The 16,199-nt window shown below is 73.8% G+C and carries 15 protein-coding genes; 9 read left to right on the top strand and 6 right to left on the bottom strand.

Annotation, left to right across the window (positions count from 1 at the left end):
• The first annotated feature begins 22 nt into the window (after positions 1-22).
• The 4 genes from panD to ACIBFB_RS10690 all read left to right on the top strand — a co-directional run bounded on the left by panD (position 23) and on the right by ACIBFB_RS10690 (position 3,288).
• Positions 23-427, top strand: a complete 405-nt coding sequence (panD, locus tag ACIBFB_RS10705) for an aspartate 1-decarboxylase (RefSeq protein WP_397228624.1) — start codon at positions 23-25, stop codon at positions 425-427.
• Positions 428-669: 242 nt separating this feature from the next.
• Positions 670-924, top strand: a complete 255-nt coding sequence (locus ACIBFB_RS10700) for a hypothetical protein (RefSeq protein WP_397228622.1) — start codon at positions 670-672, stop codon at positions 922-924.
• Positions 925-980: 56 nt separating this feature from the next.
• A complete protein-coding gene (locus tag ACIBFB_RS10695; protein WP_397229241.1) occupies positions 981-2,276 on the top strand; it encodes an MFS transporter in 1,296 nt (431 codons plus the stop codon).
• 145 nt (positions 2,277-2,421) lie between these two features.
• Positions 2,422-3,288 carry a DUF4352 domain-containing protein gene (locus ACIBFB_RS10690; RefSeq protein ID WP_397228620.1) on the top strand — a complete coding sequence of 289 codons (867 nt, stop codon included), beginning with the start codon at positions 2,422-2,424 and terminating at the stop codon, positions 3,286-3,288.
• Between the two features lie 29 nt (positions 3,289-3,317).
• Here ACIBFB_RS10690 and ACIBFB_RS10685 read toward each other — a convergent pair whose 3' ends face one another.
• Both ACIBFB_RS10685 and ACIBFB_RS10680 read right to left on the bottom strand, forming a co-directional pair.
• Positions 3,318-4,178 (bottom strand): (2Fe-2S)-binding protein, encoded by an 861-nt coding sequence (locus ACIBFB_RS10685; protein WP_397228618.1) that lies wholly within the window; start codon positions 4,176-4,178, stop codon positions 3,318-3,320.
• Positions 4,179-4,375: 197 nt separating this feature from the next.
• Positions 4,376-5,107, bottom strand: coding sequence for a DUF2306 domain-containing protein (locus ACIBFB_RS10680; RefSeq protein ID WP_397228616.1), 732 nt, complete (start codon positions 5,105-5,107; stop codon positions 4,376-4,378).
• A 117-nt stretch (positions 5,108-5,224) separates the two neighbouring features.
• Here ACIBFB_RS10680 and ACIBFB_RS10675 point away from each other — a divergent pair, with 117 nt between their 5' ends.
• Positions 5,225-6,019 carry a TetR/AcrR family transcriptional regulator gene (locus ACIBFB_RS10675; RefSeq protein WP_397228614.1) on the top strand — a complete coding sequence of 265 codons (795 nt, stop codon included), beginning with the start codon at positions 5,225-5,227 and terminating at the stop codon, positions 6,017-6,019.
• On the opposite strand, the gene ACIBFB_RS10670 is transcribed toward ACIBFB_RS10675, so the two are convergent.
• On the bottom strand, positions 5,997-6,881 hold the full coding sequence (locus tag ACIBFB_RS10670; protein ID WP_397228612.1) for an NAD(P)-dependent oxidoreductase: 885 nt from the start codon (positions 6,879-6,881) through the stop codon (positions 5,997-5,999). The two genes, ACIBFB_RS10675 and ACIBFB_RS10670, sit on opposite strands and share 23 nt — an antisense overlap.
• A gap of 107 nt (positions 6,882-6,988) precedes the next feature.
• On the opposite strand from ACIBFB_RS10670, the gene ACIBFB_RS10665 reads away from it, so the two are divergent.
• A complete protein-coding gene (locus ACIBFB_RS10665) occupies positions 6,989-7,606 on the top strand; it encodes a TetR/AcrR family transcriptional regulator (protein ID WP_397228610.1) in 618 nt (205 codons plus the stop codon).
• Here the strand turns inward: ACIBFB_RS10665 and ACIBFB_RS10660 are convergent.
• The 3 genes from ACIBFB_RS10660 to ACIBFB_RS10650 form a co-directional block, all read right to left on the bottom strand.
• Complete coding sequence (locus ACIBFB_RS10660; RefSeq protein WP_397228608.1) at positions 7,603-8,802, bottom strand: JmjC domain-containing protein; 1,200 nt, start codon at positions 8,800-8,802, stop codon at positions 7,603-7,605. The two genes, ACIBFB_RS10665 and ACIBFB_RS10660, sit on opposite strands and share 4 nt — an antisense overlap.
• Before the next feature lie 233 nt (positions 8,803-9,035).
• Positions 9,036-11,129, bottom strand: a complete 2,094-nt coding sequence (locus tag ACIBFB_RS10655) for a prolyl oligopeptidase family serine peptidase (RefSeq protein ID WP_397229239.1) — start codon at positions 11,127-11,129, stop codon at positions 9,036-9,038.
• A 95-nt stretch (positions 11,130-11,224) separates the two neighbouring features.
• The gene (locus tag ACIBFB_RS10650) at positions 11,225-12,442 is read right to left on the bottom strand and encodes an ABC transporter ATP-binding protein (protein WP_397228605.1); all 1,218 of its coding nucleotides are present in this window, start codon (positions 12,440-12,442) and stop codon (positions 11,225-11,227) included.
• Positions 12,443-13,037: 595 nt separating this feature from the next.
• On the opposite strand from ACIBFB_RS10650, the gene lnt reads away from it, so the two are divergent.
• The 3 genes from lnt (at position 13,038) to ACIBFB_RS10635 (ending at position 16,156) form a co-directional block, all read left to right on the top strand.
• Complete coding sequence (lnt, locus tag ACIBFB_RS10645; RefSeq protein ID WP_397228603.1) at positions 13,038-14,717, top strand: apolipoprotein N-acyltransferase; 1,680 nt, start codon at positions 13,038-13,040, stop codon at positions 14,715-14,717.
• Positions 14,718-14,805: 88 nt separating this feature from the next.
• A complete protein-coding gene (locus tag ACIBFB_RS10640) occupies positions 14,806-15,378 on the top strand; it encodes an FxsA family protein (RefSeq protein ID WP_397228601.1) in 573 nt (190 codons plus the stop codon).
• A gap of 133 nt (positions 15,379-15,511) precedes the next feature.
• On the top strand, positions 15,512-16,156 hold the full coding sequence (locus tag ACIBFB_RS10635; RefSeq protein ID WP_397228599.1) for a class I SAM-dependent DNA methyltransferase: 645 nt from the start codon (positions 15,512-15,514) through the stop codon (positions 16,154-16,156).
• Positions 16,157-16,199 lie beyond the last annotated feature (43 nt).

Here is a 16,199-nt window from a genome sequence, read left to right as displayed (position 1 = left end):
CACCCGAAGCGAGGATTGAGCAGTGCTGCGCACCCTCATCAACGGCAAGATCCACCGCGCCACCGTCACCCAGGCCGACCTGCACTACGTCGGATCGGTCACGATCGACGCCGACCTGATGGAGGCCGCCGACATCGTCGACGGCGAGCAGGTCCACATCGTCGACATCGACAACGGCAACCGGCTGGTCACCTACGCGATCACCGGTGGGCGCGGCACCGGCGTGATCGGGATCAACGGGGCGGCCGCGCGCCTGGTCAGCCCCGGCGACCTGGTCATCATCATCTCCTACGCACAGCTCAGCGAGGCGGAGCGGGCCGAGCACGTCCAGCACATCGTGCACGTGGACCGCTCCAACCGGATCGTGGCGCTGGGCGGCGACCCGGCCGAGCCGGTCCCCGGGAGCGAGCTCGTCTCCGGACGCTGACACCTCCCGGCCCCAGGGCCGAACACCCGCCGCCGGACGCACGCGCCCGGCGGCGGCGTGTGTCCGGGGAAGGGCCGCCGCGCCGCGGGCCGTCCGCACCGGGGAGGCGGCGGCCCGGCGGCCCGTGCGGGGGGCCACCGCTCCGGAGGCTGTCCCTACCCGTCGAGCGCCGCGCCGAACGTGGCGGTCCCGGACGGGGGCGTGGCCGGATCCGGCCTGCTCTCCCACGTCCGAGCGCGGGTATGTCCGTGATCAGCATGGACAGTGCGGACGAGGAACGGCGCCGGGTCGCCGAGCACGTCGAGTGGCAGAAGCAGGGCGCGTGGGTGGTCGTGTGGGGCCGCTACACACGCTGCTTCTGGGCGTACGCCTGCTGGCCGGTCCTACCCGAGGAGGGCGTGGTGATCAGCGCGCGCGATCCTCACACGCTGTACGCGGAGATGCGCTCGGTGGAACGTGAGCACGGTTACCTCAGGTGGCGGTACGGCCGAAGGTGACCAAGGTCTACGATTCATCCGTTGTCAGGACGAATCGAAGGACGGGCCCCGTGACCATGCAATCCACCCGCAGTGGTCGGGCGCTCCCGGAGGACCGGCGCGCCCGCCTCCAGCGCCGCACCGTCCTGACCCTCATGCTCACGCAGATCGTGGGCGGCCTCGGCATGGGCGCCATGCTGGCCGTGGGCGCGCTCATCGCCCGCGACCTGACGGGTTCGGACGCCTGGTCGGGCATGGCCACCACGATGATCACGCTGGGCGCGGCCGTGTTCGCACTGCCCCTGGCCTCGGTCGCCGCGCGGCACGGCCGCCGCCCCGGGTTGGCGCTCGGCTGGGCCCTGGGCGCTGCGGGCAGCTCCGTGGTCATCGCGGCCGCCGTCCTGGAGTGGTTCGTCCCGTTCCTGGTCGGCATGGTGCTCATCGGCGCGGGGACCGCCACCAACCTCCAGGCCAGGCACGCCGCCGCCGATCTGGCCGGGGCGGACACCCGGGGCCGCGACCTGTCGACCGTGGTGTGGGCGACGACCGTCGGCGCCGTGCTGGGCCCCAACCTCATCGGCGTCGGCGGGCGCGTGGCCGCCGCGGTCGGTCTGCCCGAACTGGCCGGTCCCGTGCTGTTCACCACCGCCGGATTCGTCCTCGGGGCGGCCCTGACCTTTCTGCTGCTGCGCCCCGACCCGCTGCTGGTCAGCGTCGCGGGGGAGGGCGGCGTCGGCGCCGGATCCCCCGACGCGGCCCCGGTCCGGCGGTCCCCGCTCGCGGGCCTGGCGGAGGTCGGACGCAGCCCCCGGGCCCTGCTGGCGATCGTCGGGATCGTGGCCAGCCACACCGTCATGGTCGCGGTCATGACCATGACGCCCGTGCACATGGCCCACCACGGGGCCGCGTTGACGGTCGTCGGACTGACCATCTCGCTGCACATCGCCGGGATGTACGCGCTCTCCCCGCTCGTGGGCTGGCTCACCGACCGCGTCGGCCGGGTGCCCGTCCTGCTGGCCGGCCAGGGGGTGCTGCTGGCGGCCGCGGCGATCGCGGGGACCGCGGGGCACGACGAGGTGCGGGTGACGCTCGGCCTGGTGCTGCTCGGCCTGGGGTGGTCGTTCGGCTTGGTGTCCGGGTCGACGCTGCTGGCCGAGTCGGTGTCCGACGAGGCGCGGCCGCGGGTGCAGGGACTGAGCGACCTGCTGATGAACCTGGGCGGCGCCTCGGCGGGCGCGGTGTCGGGCGTCGTGCTCACCCAGGCCGGTTTCGGCGGCCTCAACCTGTTCGCCGCGCTGTTCACCCTCCCGGTCGTGGTGCTCGCGGTGCGCGTGCTCGCGGCCCGTGAGGGCGGGGGCGTCACCGCCGCCTGAGCGGTCGCCCCGAAATCTCGGCCGGACCTTTACCGGAAACGCCCTGGTAGCGCCCTGTGCGCGGGGGTCCTCGCGGTTACGGTGCAGTTCGGAAGGCGCCTGCCGGCCCCGGTGGGCGGACGCGGCTGGGACGAGGGGTGTGCTCATGACCGACCGAGAGCCCGAGGAGGGGCCGCAGGAGCGGCCGGGGCCCCACCCGGCCGGGGGCGGTGCGGGGCCCTCCGGAGGGAAGCCGGAGGAGTCCTGGAGCCGGCCCGGGGAGTCCGGCCCCGGAGGGTTCGCGCCCGGCGGGCATCCCACCGGAGCTCCCCCCGAACCGGTCACCGGCGAGCCCTCGGAGGGGCCCAGCGGTCGGGCGCAGGCCGGGTTCGAGCACGCCGGATACGCGCCCGGGTACGGCGAGACGGACATGGCCGGAGCCGGGGCGGGCAGCTACCCGGGAGGTCCGCCGCCGCCTCCGGGCCCGGGGTGGGGGGCGCCGCCGCCCGCGGGCTACGGTCCGCCGCCGCCCAAGCCCACGCCCTGGGGCAAGATCATCGGCATCGGTTGCGGGATCCTGCTCCTGCTCCTGCTCCTCCTGGGCGGGTGCACGGCGCTCCTGCTGGTCGCGGCGGGCAGCGACGGCTTCGCCCCCGACCGGCCGGAGGTGGGCGAACCGGAGGAGACCCCCGCGGACGAGGCCGTGACCGAGGAGGTCACCGCGAGGATGGCCGAGTTCGCGCCGAGTCCGCTCTACGTCGAGGGCGACTTCACGAGTGTGGAGGTGTCCGTCACCAACAACGGTGAGGACGGCATCGACATCAACCCGCTCTACTTCACCGTGGTGGACGCCGACGGTGTCGAGCACGAGCCCGCCATCGCCATGGACGACAACGAGCTGGAGGTCCAGGAGGTCAGCCCGGGGGAGACGGCGAGCGGGACGATCACCGTGCGCGGGGACGTCCAGGTGGACCACATCGTGTTCGACCCCTTCTACCACGGGCCGTTGGAGGTGCCCGTGAGCCAGGGGTGAAGTGAACGGGGTGGGACGGGCGGGGCCGTTCAGGGGGCCAGCGCGGGGTCGCGCAGCCACTCGGACAGGTCCTCCCGGCGTTCGGCGTCGCACTTGAGCGGGCACGTGGTGCAGAAGCCGTGCGCGGGATCGCCCTTGTAGTCGAAGCAGCAGGTGCCCCGGACCGCCCAGGTCCCGCGCGGGTCCTGCGGGGCGAAGGGGAACAGGCGCGGGCGTCGGCGGGTGACCGCGCCCGCCTCGATCACGGCGTCGCAGAGCCGTGTGGCCAGCGCCCAGGCCTCGCGGGCGTCGCGGCCCAGGTAGCGGGCCGGGTTGAGCATGTAGAAGTGCAGGGTGTCGACGACCCAGCCCCACAGGGTGCGCAGACCCGCGCGCGAATGGGTGTGCAGGGCGAACAGCAGCGGCCCGAAGGCGCTGACGACGCCCTCGGCCGCCAGGCGCAGCTGTTCGTCGCGGTCGCGGGCGACCACCGTGTCCGGGCGGTCGGCGGCGGGGTCGTCGGGCAGGACCGCCCAGCGCGCGCCCACGACCGCGGGGGTGGCGAAGCGCGACCGGGCGGTGTCCCAGGGAAGGTACAGGGCCCGCGGGGTCAGCAGGGGGGCCCGACCGGTCAGGTACAGCGAGGCGGAGACGAGGAAGATCGGTTCGCGCAGGGTCACGCGGAGGAAGTTGGTGGCGGCGGGGAGCCGGTGGCCGGGGCCGTGCTCGGTGCGCAGCTTGTCGTGCAGGACCGGCAGCCAGCCGTCGGCGACCAGGAGGTCCGAGCGGTGCCACTGGACGTCCCCGTGGGAGTGCCGCTCTGGGGCGCCGGTGGCGACGAGGTCGGGCAACGGCGCGAACTTCAGTGGTGCACACGCGTCACGCAGTGCCTCAAGCGGATCTGGAGTCACCGCTGGAACCTGCCCTTCGTCGCATGGAGCCGTCACGTCCGGGGGTGGTCGCACTTCCCACCGGGGACGGGATGCGCCTCATTAAGTGAGGCTACCCTCATGCCCGGTGCGGCGGCAATGGTCGGGGCGAGTGTCGCGGCGCACCCGGATCGAGAGAAAGCGCAGGTCCGACCGAGTGCGTCCGGTTCTGTGGGGATTCAGTGCGGAGCCGTTCGGCGCCGACGCGGGGCACGGCGCTTGAGCCACCACTCGACGGCGATCAGCGGCAGGACCCAGCTGAGGTAGCTGCTGGAGACGGCCACGGACAGGATCATCGCCTCGGTGTCGCCCCCGAAGCCGCTGTCCAGCCAGGGCAGCATGATCAGTGCCAGGAGCACGAGGACGACGCGGTTGAGGGCGATCCCGTAGAGCAGGACGAAGCTGCGCAGCATCCACTCCCGGTGGCGGGCGAGGTCCCGTCGGCGGGCCGCCAGGAAGCCCAGGACGGTGCAGGTCAGCCACAGGACCGCCCAGAGGATGTTGCTGATCCGGGCGTCGGGTCCGAGGGAGCTGAGCGGGGCGATGACCAGGCTCGGCACCCCGACGAGTGGGACGCCGAGGAGGACGTAGGCGCGTCCGCTCCAGCGGTGGACGGACGGGTGGCGCCGTCGTAGCCACGGCCACACCTGGAGGGGCACGATCAGGGTGAGCAGGGCGCCGCCGAAGATGTGCGTGACCAGGAGCGGGTAGTGCCAGGCGAGGTCGTCGCGGACGGGCAGTCGGGCCTGGCCCGGGTCCAGGGCCAGGTACGGGGGCAGGACATAGGCCACGAAGGCCAGGCCGAAGAGGGCGAGCGGGGCGATCCAGGGGCGCCGCCACCAGGGGCGCCGGGGCGGGGTGGTGCGTCTGCCGGGGGGAGCGGGGGTCGGGACGGCGGTGGGCTGCGTCATGCCTGGTCTCCGAGGTCGGGGAGTGCGGGCTTGAATCGTGTATCGCATACACGAATTAGTGTAGAGCATACACATATCTAGGATGGAGCCGAGCGCACACACGACGAGTGGTGGGGTATGAGCGAGCGACGGCCGGAACCGGGCTTGACACGGGAGATCGAGCTCTTGTGGGATCTGCGCGAACCCGGCAGACGCGGTCCCAAACCCAAGCTCAACCGGGAGGCGATCGTCAGGGCGGCCGTGACCGCGGCCGACGCCGAGGGCCTGGACGGCGTGTCCATGCAGCGGGTGGCCCGGGAGCTCGGCTACACCACCATGTCGCTGTACCGCCATGTGGACAGCAAGGAGGATCTGCTCGTCCTCATGCTCGACGCCGCCATGGAGCAGGACCCGCCCCAACCCCGCGCCGACGGGGACTGGCGCGCGGGGATCGGGGAGTGGGTCGCCGGATGCCGCGAGGTCTACCGCCGCCACCCCTGGATGGTCTACGCGGTCGTGTTCGGTCCGCCGCTCGGCCCGAACGGGCTCCGGTGGATGGAGGCCGGGCTGCGTGAGCTGGTCCGGTCGGGCCTGAACACGGCGGACGCCGTCCAGGTCCTCACGACGGTCTCCAGCGTCGTCCGCGACACCTACCGACTCGAACTCGACATGCGGCGGGCGGCCGAGGCCGCGGGCAGCACCCTCGCCGAGCGGGAGCACGCCTACGCGCTCAGCCTGCGCCGGGTGGTCACGCCGGAGCGCTTCCCCACCATCGCGGCGATGTTGGACGACGGGGTCATGGCGGCCCCCGGTCCGGGCGAGGCCACGACCCCGACCGAGGACATGTCCTTCTCCCTGGAGCGGATCCTGGACGGCGTCGAGTCGTACGTCGAGCGCCGGCGGCGCGCGGCTAGGCTTCCGGCCTCGCCATGACCTCCACCAGGCTGGAGAAGCTGTCGGCGGCGTGGTCGGCGGCCATGCCGCGCCGGAAGATCCCGGCCACGGCGGACGGGAGCGCGGTGTCCACGCCGGCGTCGGAGTGGGTGCGCAGGACGTGCTCCGCGCTGGCCGTCCCCATGGCGAGGCGGTCCACGTCGCCGACGTGCTCGCCCGCGTCGACGCGGCTGGCGTAGAACGCGAAGAACCCCGAGAGCGAGTCCGCGGTGTCGGTGGCGTGCGCCAGGATGTCGGTCGCGGTCAGGCCGTTGGCGCGGGCCAGGGCGACCGCCTGCCAGTAGCCGAGCATCGACGTCCAGAACATGGTCATGCCGATCTGGTAGAGGAGCGCGGCGAACCCGGGGTCCTCGCCGTGGAACTCGACGCGGCCCGTGATCACCTCCAAGGCCGCGCGGTGCTCGTCGAAGACCGCGCGGGGTCCGCTGTAGAAGGTCATCGACCCGGCCAGCCCGATCTCCGCGGGCGAGGCGGCGACGCCGCCGCTGAGCTGGGCGGCCCCCCGCTCGGCGGCCCAACGCGCCGCCGTCCTGGTCCGGTCGGGGGTGTCCGAGCCGAGGTTGACCAGGACCCGGCCCTCCAGCGCGTGCTCGGCGGGGCGGAGCACGTCGTACATCGCCGCGTGGTCGGTGAGGCTCAGCACCACCACCTCGTTCGCCGACAGGGCCTCCTCGACGCTGGGAGCGAGCACCGCGCCGCGCGCCACCAGGGCGTCCGCGCGGGAGGCGGTGCGGTTCCACAGGGTGACCGCGTACCCGCGGTCGAGGAACGCCCCGGCCATCGCCCGCCCCATGGGTCCGAGTCCGACGACGGTGACCGCCGGTGTCGTGCCGCTGCTCATACGGGTTCCCCCATCACTAGAACGAACGCTCTATCTAGAGCGGTGGCGGAAACGTACCACACCTGTAGAACGAACGCTCTACTCACTTCTTCGCTACGGTGGGTCACATGCAGACCAGCACCCGGGACCGGATCGTCACCACCGCCGCGCGCCTCCTGCAGCGACAGGGTTACGTCGGCACCGGCATCAAGCAGATCGCCCGGGAGGCGAACGCCACCCTCGGCTCCGTCTACCACTTCTTCCCCGGCGGCAAGCAGGAGGTCGCCGTGGCCGCGCTCAAACACGGGGACCAGGAGTTCGCGGCGCTCCTGCGCGAGGTCCTGGACGCCGTCGACGACCCGGCGGAGGCGGTGGCGGCGGTCACCGCGCGCCTCGCCTCCGGACTGCGCGAGTCGGGATGGGTCGACGGCTGTCCCGTCACGGCGGCCGCCCTGGAGACGCTCGGCACCGACTCCGAGATCCAGCGGACGTGCGCCGACGCGCTGCGCGGCTGGGAACGCCTGGTCGCCGACAAGCTGCTCCGGTGCGGCTTCGCCACCCGCGACGCCGAGGAGCTGGCGACCACGGTCATCGGCGCCGTCGAGGGCGCCGAGGTCACCGCACAGGTCACCCGGAGCGAGGAACCGCTGCTGGCGGTCGGCCGTCAGCTGGCCCGCCTGGTGCGCTCGTACGGGGACGTCCCCTCCCACGGACGGACGACCGCCGCCGGAGGGGGCGCCCGCTAGCGCACGAGCACCAGCTGGTGCCGGGTCAGCGCGGCGACCACCCGGGCCGCCTCGGCGGCGTCCACGCCCGCCCGCTCGGCCAGCTCGGACACCGTCAGCGCCCGGTGCTCGGCCAGCACGGCCAGCAACGGCTCGACGGAGACCGGGAGACGGTAGCGGCGGCCGGACACGGCGACCGACACCCGGTCGCCCTCACGGGTCAGGGGCGGCGGCAGGATCGGCACGAACTCCACGCGCGCGTCGGGCCCGGGCGGCCCGTCCTCGACCGGCCACGGGAGCGTGAACGACGTGCGCCGGGGGAACCGGGCGTCGCGTTCGGCCAGGAAGGCGTCCACATCGCCCTCCTCGGCCAGCTCCACCAGCCGGGAGGCCAGCTCGTGCCGGTGCTTGCGCCGGGTGTCGGCGTCGGCGAACCGCGGCAGGTCCCGCCGGAACAGGTCCTCGTCGACCAGCCGCCGCATCAGCGCCTCGGCCCAGTCCACCCCCGTGGCGCGGGTGAAGCCGAAGGTCAGGTGCATGCTCACCCCGCCGGCGCCGGTCACCGTGTGCCACCAGCCGCGCGGCACGTGGATGACCTCGCCGGGGGAGAGCACGCCCTCCCACACCGCGTGGAGCTCGCCGTCGGCGTCGCGCGGCGGCGTGTGGGCGTGGTCGGTGTCGTTCTTCATCGGGTGCGGCCGCGACCCGGGCCCGTGCACCCGCCAGTGCTTGGCGCCCTCGATCTGCACGATCACCGTGTCGTGGTCGTCCCAGTGGGTGTCGAAACCGCGCGACTCGCCCCAGATCAGGTACAGGTTGGCCTGCACCCTCTCCCGCACCAGCCGCATGAGGTCGTCGGCGGCCGCGGCGACCGGCGGGTGCATCCGGTCGATGCCGTCCAGGACCAGGCTCGCCCCGTCCCGGAGTTCGGTGTAGAGCGCCTCGGGCCGCACCACCCGGCGCGCGGACCGGGACGAGGTCGCCTGGTCGGTGTAACGGTCGACCGGAACGGGGGAGCCGTCCCGGTGCAGGCGCAGGCGCGGCGGTTCGGGCGCGCACGTCGCGAGCATGCGGTTGAGGTCGTCGAAGGTCAGCAGGGAGCGCACGGCGTCGGCGCCCAGGCGGGCGTGGACGAACTCCTCCGACAGCAGGGGGAGGAGGGGGGAGGGTAGGGCGTCGGACAGGGTTCGCGTGAACAGGTGGCCCGGATCGGTCACGGGTGTCCCTTCCCTGGGGCCGCCCGGCCCCGCGTGCGGGCGCGGGACCGGGCGGGACGGGGGTCAGATGAAGTCGGAGCTGGAGTCGGTACCGTCACTGTCGCCGCCCGCGGTGATGTCGCGGGAGGTCACCTCCGCCAGGTCCTCGACCTCGACCTCGATCGGATCCATCTCGCACCTCGCTTTCCGTGTGCCGTTGTCCACTTTCTTCCGTGCGGGGGCCGACTTGGGCCTCAGGGCCCGGCCAGCCCCGTTCGGTGGGCCGCGAACGCGTGCGCGTCGGCGGCCAGTCCCACCGCCCGGCTGACCGCGCGCGGGCCGTGCCCCACGTCGCGCTCGTACCGCAGCAGGACCGGTGCGCGTCCCCGGCCCCGCCCGGCCGCGCGCAGCGCCGCGCACATCTTGCGCGGGTGGGCGGCGTCGGTGCGGGTGTCACCGTGGAAGCCGGTGAGCAGGACGCTGGGGAACGTCTGGCCGGCGCTGTCCAGCGCCCGGTGGTAGGGGGAGTAGGACATCAGCGCCGCGAAGTCGTCGGGGTCGGCGGCGGTGCCGAACTCCCGTGTCCACATCCGGCCCAGGCCCAGTCGCTCGAAGCGGGCCATGTCCGCCAGCGGCGCGGAGGCGATCACCGCGGCGCACAGGTCCGGGCGGGCCACGGCGGCGGCCAGGACGAGCAGCCCGCCCGCCGAACCGCCCGACAGGCACAGGTGGCGGCGGGCGCACACCCCCGCGTCCACGAGGGCGTCGGCGGCCGCGACCAGGTCCTCCACCGCGCGCGGCTTGTCGCGGCCCGAACCGCGCAGGTGCCAGTCGCGCCCGGCGTCGCCGCCGCCGCGCACGTGCGCCACGGCGTAGCGCCCGCCCGACAGCAGCCAGGCCAGGACGGTGGCGCTGAACCCGAACTGGCGCGGGCGGCCGAAGCCGCCGTAGGCGTGCAGCAGCGTGGGGCCGGGTGCGGGGAGGCGGGCGTCCCCGGCACGGGAGAAGACGGTGATCGGGACGCGCGTGCCGTCCGGCGAGCGGCACCACAGGACGGCGCGCGCGATCGCGGGCGGATCCGGGGGCTCGGCGGCATGGTCCGGCCAGGGGCGGGGCCGCGGGTCGCCCGGGGTGAGCCGCAGCACGCGCTGCTGGGCGGCGACGTCGGCATAGGCCAGGTGGACGGTGCCGTCGGGGGTGGGCTCGGGGGCGTGGACCATCCCCTCGCCGGGCAGGTCGACGGAGCCCGTGCGCGCTCCGGTGCGGGCGTCGTGCAGGGTCGCCTCGCTGATCCCCAGCCGGGTGCGCACGACGAGCAGCGCCGGGCCGTCCGGGCCCGCGTAGGGGGTGAAGGCGTCCAGGGTGGCGCCGTCGTCCTCCGGCACGACCTCGCGCCAGTGCTCGACTCCGGGGTCCTCGGGGGCGACCGCGCACAGGCGGCGTCTCGGCGCGCCCAGCGTGGTGCGCAGGTAGAGGACGCCGTCCGGTCCCAGGCGCGCCTCGGTCTCGGCCTCCGGGCCGACCTGGACCGGGCGGAGTCCGACGCCGCGGGGGTCCGGGCCGTGGCGGGCGGGGAACGCGGCGAGGTCGGCGAGCCACAGGTCGGTGCGGTGGCCGGTGCCGTGGCTCTCGGTGATCAGGAGCCAGCGGCCGCCCAGGACGCGGACGCCCGGGACGGTGGCGGGCGCGGTGCAGGGGTGGACGAGGGTCTCCGCGCCGTCGCCGACGCGGCGCAGCCACACGCCGCGCACGCCCCGGGCCCCGTCGCGGCGGACGTAGTAGAAGGAGGGCTCCCCGCCGGGGAACCACGCCACGTGCGAGTAGCGCACCCCGGTCACCGGTGGTCCGACCGCCGCGCCGGAGGCGGCGGCCACCACCCGCAGCCCGCCGCGCTCCACACCCCCGGAGGAGGTCTGCACGGCGATCAGGGCACCGTCGGGGCTGGGCTCCCAGGCGTCGAGGGTGGTCCGGCCGGTGGGGTCCTCGGCGGCCGGGTCGAACACCGTCCGCGCGGGTCCGCCGTGCTCGGGCACGGCCACCAGGCGCGGGTGTTCGGCGCCGGGGTCGCGCACGGTGGTGAACAGCGCCCCGGGCCGGTGCCGGGGCGGGGTCCACAGCTCGGTGCGCACGAGCCCGCGGATCCGCTCGGCCAGAGGTCCGCGCAGCGGCCACGCGGCGGCCTCGCGCTCGAACTCGCGGGACCGCTCGGCCAGCCAGTGCCGGGTGGCGGGGGAGTCGGGGTCCTCCAGCCAGCGGTAGGGGTCGGGCACGGGGCGGCCGTGCAGGGTGTCCACGACCTCCGGGGGGTCGTGCGCGTGGGCGGATCCGGGGGCTCGGTGACGCACCATCACATCGTTGGTGCGCTCCGAGGCGACGGTCAAGGAACACCTCCCTGACCGACGGGCACGTGAGTATGGCCCGCCGGTCAGGTTTGGCGGCGTCCCTAGACGTTGTCGGGGTGGCCGATCGCCAGGCCGCTCTCCTGGTCGAAGAAGTGCAGCTGGCTGACGTCCACCGACAGGCTGATCCCGCTTCCGGGGCGCACCTGGCTGCGGGGGCTCACGCGCGCGGTGAACTGGGTACGGTTCTGGCTCAGCGGCAGCGAGTCGCCGACCTCGTCGCCGTCGCCGGCCGCGTCCTTGGCCAGTGCGGCGGCGTCCTCGTGGCGGACCGGCGGGGCGTCGACGGCGAAGATCACGTTGATCTCGGTGCCGAGCTCCTCGGTGACGCTCGCGGTGACCTGGATGGTCGGGTCGCCGTTGCCGTCGAACTCGGCGTCGTTGAAGTCGGAGGGGCGGATGCCCAGGATGATGCTCTTGCCGAGGTAGGCGCGCAGGGCCGGGCGCGACTCCAGCTGGGCGGCGGAGACCGGGAGCTTGTGGTCGGCGAAGGCGAGCACGGCGCCGTCGCCGTCGGCGCTGATCTCGGCGTCGACGAAGTTCATCGCGGGCGATCCGATGAACCCTGCCACGAACAGGTTGACGGGGGCGTCGAAGAGCCGCTTGGGGGTGTCGACCTGCTGGAGACGGCCCTCGCGCAGGACCGCGACGCGGCTGCCGAGGGTCATCGCCTCGACCTGGTCGTGGGTGACGTAGACGGTGGTGACGCCCAGCCGCTCGTGCAGCTGGTTGAGGGAGGCGCGCATCTGGACGCGGAGCTTGGCGTCGAGGTTGGACAGCGGCTCGTCCATGAGGAAGGCGCGCGGCTCGCGCACGATCGCGCGGCCCATGGCCACGCGCTGGCGCTGGCCTCCGGAGAGCATGCCCGGCTTGCGCTTGAGGTAGGGCTCCAGACCGAGCATCTCGGCCGCCTCCTTGACGCGGCGGGCGATCTCGGGCTTGGCGACCTTGCGCAGCTTGAGGCCGAAGGCGAGGTTCTGCTCGACCGTCATGTGCGGGTAGAGCGCGTAGTTCTGGAAGACCATCGCGATGTCGCGGTCCTTGGGCGGACGGTCGTTGACGACCTCGTCGCCGATCACCAGCGTCCCGTTGGAGATCTCCTCCAGGCCGGCGATCATCCGCAGCGCGGTGGACTTGCCGCAGCCGGAGGGGCCGACGAGCACCATGAACTCGCCGTCCTCGATCCGCAGGTTCAGGTCGTCGACGGCCTTCACGCCGCCGCCGTAGATCTTGTCGACGCCCTCGAGGACGATCTCGGCCATGGGTCAGCTCCCGCGCTGGGTCGTGGTGGGGGATCTTCTGGGAGATCCGCGACCCCCTGTGTGCTTTCGAAGTTGATCGAAACAGGAAGGTTCGCTGATCACATGAGACACGAATCTGATCGAAATGTCCAGAGCGCGCCATAGAACGATCGAATTGCGGTCAGTCACAAACCGGTCCGATCCAGCTGGCGTGGCGGCGTCAGGTGCGTTAGCCTGTCCGACGGTTCATAGCGCTCTCCCCACGCGGCCTCGGTGCGGTCCCCACGACACGGCATCCGGGTTGAGGCATCGGGTTGGGAGTCTGGGTAACCTAACGACCAGTCCAGCACTGGACGGACCGGTTGTGTGTCCCCCACTCGTCCGATCGGACGCTGCATCACGCGCCAGGTGTAGCTGGGATCGGGTGAGGGGCGGATCGCCGCAGCCGGGCGGGGGGTTGGACCCGGAAAAGGCCCGAACATCCAGTAGACAACGGTCTTCCGAGCTCGCCGCCGACGGGACGGAGCCGGTCCGAAGGGTGGCTCGGGCCTTTTCCGCGTCCCCCCATATGCTGGCCACGAGCACTCCCGTCCCCAGCGGAAAGCGAGCAGCCCACGTGGTCGCCGAGAACACCGAGAAGGACAGCGCCCCGGCGCCCGGCGGCCCCGCGCCGGACGCGGCCGAAGCGGGCGGGGCGCCGCTTCGCCCGGATCGCCGGAGACCGCCCGCGACGATCCCGGCCGGTCACCGCTGGGGCCGCTACGACCTCCTCTGGCGCTTCGCCGCCGCCGTGGGTTCCGGTCTGGCGCAACTCCTCGCCCTGCCCCCGTACGGGTGGTGGTGGCTGGGGCCGGTCAGCGCCGCGCTCTTCGCCTTCGCCGTCATGGGAACCCGGCCGCGCCGCGCCGCCTGGCTGGGCCTGCTCGCCGCCGCGACGCTCATGGTGCCGCTGGTGAGTTGGCAGGACATCTTCGGCGTCGACGTGTGGCTGGTCATCGCCGCCGCCGAGTCCGTGTACTTCCTGCCCATGGCCATCGGCCTGACCCTGGCCGCCCGCCTGCCGCTGTGGCCGGTGTGGACGGCCGCCCTGTGGGTGGCCCAGGAGGCGGTGCGGGCCCGCTGGCCGCTGGGCGGCTTCCCCTGGGGCAAGCTGGCCTTCGCCCAGCCGGACACACCGTTCGTCGGCTACGCGGCCCTGGGCTCCTCCCCGTTGGTGACCTTCGCGGTCGCCCTCACCGGTGCGCTGCTGCTGTGGAGCGTCCTGCGCGCGGCGGCGGCCCTGCGCGGCGGCGGGCCCGGCCGGACCCGCGCGCTCGGGGCGGCGGCCGTCGGGCTGGCCGCGAGCGCGGCGATCGTCGCCGGCGGCACGCTGGCCCCCGCGGTCGGCCGTCCCTCCGAGGGGGAGACCGTCACCGTGGGACTGGTGCAGGGCAACGTGCCCAACGTCGGAGAGATGACGGTGACCGGGGAGCGCATGCAGGTGCTGCGCAACCACGCCGACGGCGTCCACGACCTGGCCGACGCGGTCGAGGCGGGGGAGTACCCCCGGCCCGACATGGTGCTGCTGCCGGAGAACGCGACCGACATCGACCCCTACCGCGACCCCGAGGCCGAGCGGCTCATCTCCGAGGCCGCCGACGACATCGGCGTCCCGCTGCTGTGGGGGATGAGCCGGTTCAACGACGACGGCACCCGCTACGTCCAGAGCGTGGTGTGGGACCCCGAGACCGGTCCCGGGGAGCGCTACGTCAAGCGCTTCCTCGTGCCCTTCGGCGAGTACATCCCCTACCGCGACTTCTTCGTCCGCTTCGTCGCACGGCTCGAACAGGTCTCCTCCGACGCCGTCCCCGGCACCGAACCGGGCGCGCTGGACGTGGCGGGCACCACCCTGGCCGTGGGCATCTGCTTCGACGTGGCCTTCGACCAGCCGGTGCGCGAGGCCGTCGCCGAGGGCGGCCGGATCATCGTGATCCCCACCAACAACGCCAACTACAACTTCACCGGGCAGTCCAACCAGCAGCTGGCCATCACCCAGCTGCGCGCGGTCGAGCACGGCCGGCCCGCCGTGGTCGTCTCCACCAGCGGCATCAGCGCCGTGGTCAACCCCGACGGCACCACTTCCTACACCTCTCCGGAGGCCGAGCCGGACATCCACGTCGCCGAGCTGACCGCGGTCGAGGGCACCACCGTCGCCACGAAGCTCGGCGCGGTCCCCGAGGCGGTCCTGAGCGCGCTCGGGCTGGGCGCGGTGGTCGCGGCGGTGATCGCGGGCCGTCGCGCTCGGCGCGGGGCGTGAACGTCCCCTTCCGGGGAACCCTGAGCGGCACGGGCGCGTTCTCCCTCAGTAGGACGCCCCGTGCGGGCCGACGATGGGATGGTGTTCGATGCCGCTGCTGACCGTGCTGGCGCTCATGGCGCTGCCGTTCCTGGAAGTGTGGCTGATGATCGCCGTCGGCGGGTGGATCGGCGTGCCGTGGACCCTGGCCGTCCTGGTCTCCCTGCTCGTGCTCGGTGCGGCGGTGCTGCGTCGCGCCGGGACCCGGGCCTTCCGGGACGCCGACCAGGCCATGCGCTCGGGTGAGCCGCCGCGCGGCGGCCTGCTCGACCCGCTCATGGTCATGGCGGGCGGCGTCCTGCTCATCGTCCCCGGGTTCGTCACCGCCGCCGTGGGCCTGCTGCTGGTGCTGCCCTTCACCCGGCCCGCGCTGCGGTGGGCCTTCGCCGGATGGGCGCGGCGGCGCGTGCGCAGGATGCGGGAGCGGATGGAGGAGGGCTTCGTCGTCCAGGGCGGAGTCCCCGGCCAGGGCGGTCCCGGCGACCCGTTCGGCCGCCGTCCCGGCGCCGACGGCTCGGGAGGCCCCGGCGGGTCCGGCGGCGCCGACCGGTCCGGCTCCGGGCGCGGTCGCGTCATCCAGGGGCACTTCGAGCCGGTCGACTCCGACGATCCCCGGAACTGAACCGCGCTCGTCCGAACGGCTCCGGGGCTCCGCGTGCCCGCCCGAAGAGGCCGGGTTCCGTGCCGCGGACGTCCTGGGCGGGTGGGCCCAGGCGCGGCGCGGGACCAGCACGGCAGGGGTTAGGGTCGCGGGCATGGCCGAACCCTCCTTCCTCACCGCCACCCGTTCCTCCTACGACGCCATCGCCGACGACTACGCCGCCCGCTTCCACGCGGAGATCGCGGGAAAACCGCTGGAACGGTCGCTGGTCGCCCTGTTCGCCGAACTCGTGCGCGCCCGCGGAGGGCCCGTCCTGGACGTGGGCTGCGGCGGCGGCCAGGTCACGGCCCGCCTGCGCGACCTCGGGCTGGACGCGTCGGGACTGGACCTGTCACCGGGCATGCTGGCGGTCGCCCGGCGGGAGCACCCCGGGGTGGAGTTCCGCGAGGGCTCGATGACCGACCTCGACGTGCCCGCCGGCTCCCTCGGCGGGATCGTGGCGATGTACTCGACCATCCACGTCCCCCTGGCCGACCTCCCGGGCGTGTTCGCCGGGTTCCACCGGGCGCTGGCCCCCGGCGGTGAGTGCCTGGTCGCCTTCCAGGCCGGTGACGGGATCCTGCACTTCGACGAGGCGTTCGGGCACGAGGTCTCGCTCGACTTCCACCGGCGCACCCCGGAGGCGATCGCCGACCTGCTGGAGGGCGCCGGACTGGAGGTCCACATCCGGACGTGGCGGGCCCGGGACGAGGACGAGCGCACCCCGCAGGCCTTCCTGTTCGCCCGCCGCCCCGCCTGACCACGACCGTCCTCGTCCGCGTCCGCGCGGGTCCGAGCGCGGG

It is taken from the genome of Nocardiopsis sp. NPDC050513 (genome assembly GCF_044457925.1).
GTDB lineage: Bacteria > Actinomycetota > Actinomycetes > Streptosporangiales > Streptosporangiaceae > Nocardiopsis.
The sequence above is the reverse complement of the archived record's forward strand: the minus strand, read 5'-3'. Positions and strand labels throughout refer to the sequence as shown.

Bases quoted from the DNA above. Each gene is read 5' to 3' on its own strand.
- ACIBFB_RS10640 (WP_397228601.1), top strand. From the start codon at position 14,806: ATGCCGCTGCTGACCGTGCTGGCGCTCATGGCGCTGCCGTTCCTGGAA.
- ACIBFB_RS10690 (WP_397228620.1), top strand. From the start codon at position 2,422: ATGACCGACCGAGAGCCCGAGGAGGGGCCGCAGGAGCGGCCGGGGCCC.
- ACIBFB_RS10700 (WP_397228622.1), top strand. From the start codon at position 670: ATGTCCGTGATCAGCATGGACAGTGCGGACGAGGAACGGCGCCGGGTC.
- ACIBFB_RS10635 (WP_397228599.1), top strand. From the start codon at position 15,512: ATGGCCGAACCCTCCTTCCTCACCGCCACCCGTTCCTCCTACGACGCC.
- ACIBFB_RS10680 (WP_397228616.1), bottom strand. From the start codon at position 5,107: ATGACGCAGCCCACCGCCGTCCCGACCCCCGCTCCCCCCGGCAGACGC.
- ACIBFB_RS10675 (WP_397228614.1), top strand. From the start codon at position 5,225: ATGAGCGAGCGACGGCCGGAACCGGGCTTGACACGGGAGATCGAGCTC.
- ACIBFB_RS10650 (WP_397228605.1), bottom strand. From the start codon at position 12,442: ATGGCCGAGATCGTCCTCGAGGGCGTCGACAAGATCTACGGCGGCGGC.
- ACIBFB_RS10655 (WP_397229239.1), bottom strand. From the start codon at position 11,129: ATGGTGCGTCACCGAGCCCCCGGATCCGCCCACGCGCACGACCCCCCG.
- ACIBFB_RS10695 (WP_397229241.1), top strand. From the start codon at position 981: ATGCAATCCACCCGCAGTGGTCGGGCGCTCCCGGAGGACCGGCGCGCC.
- ACIBFB_RS10670 (WP_397228612.1), bottom strand. From the start codon at position 6,881: ATGAGCAGCGGCACGACACCGGCGGTCACCGTCGTCGGACTCGGACCC.
- ACIBFB_RS10665 (WP_397228610.1), top strand. From the start codon at position 6,989: ATGCAGACCAGCACCCGGGACCGGATCGTCACCACCGCCGCGCGCCTC.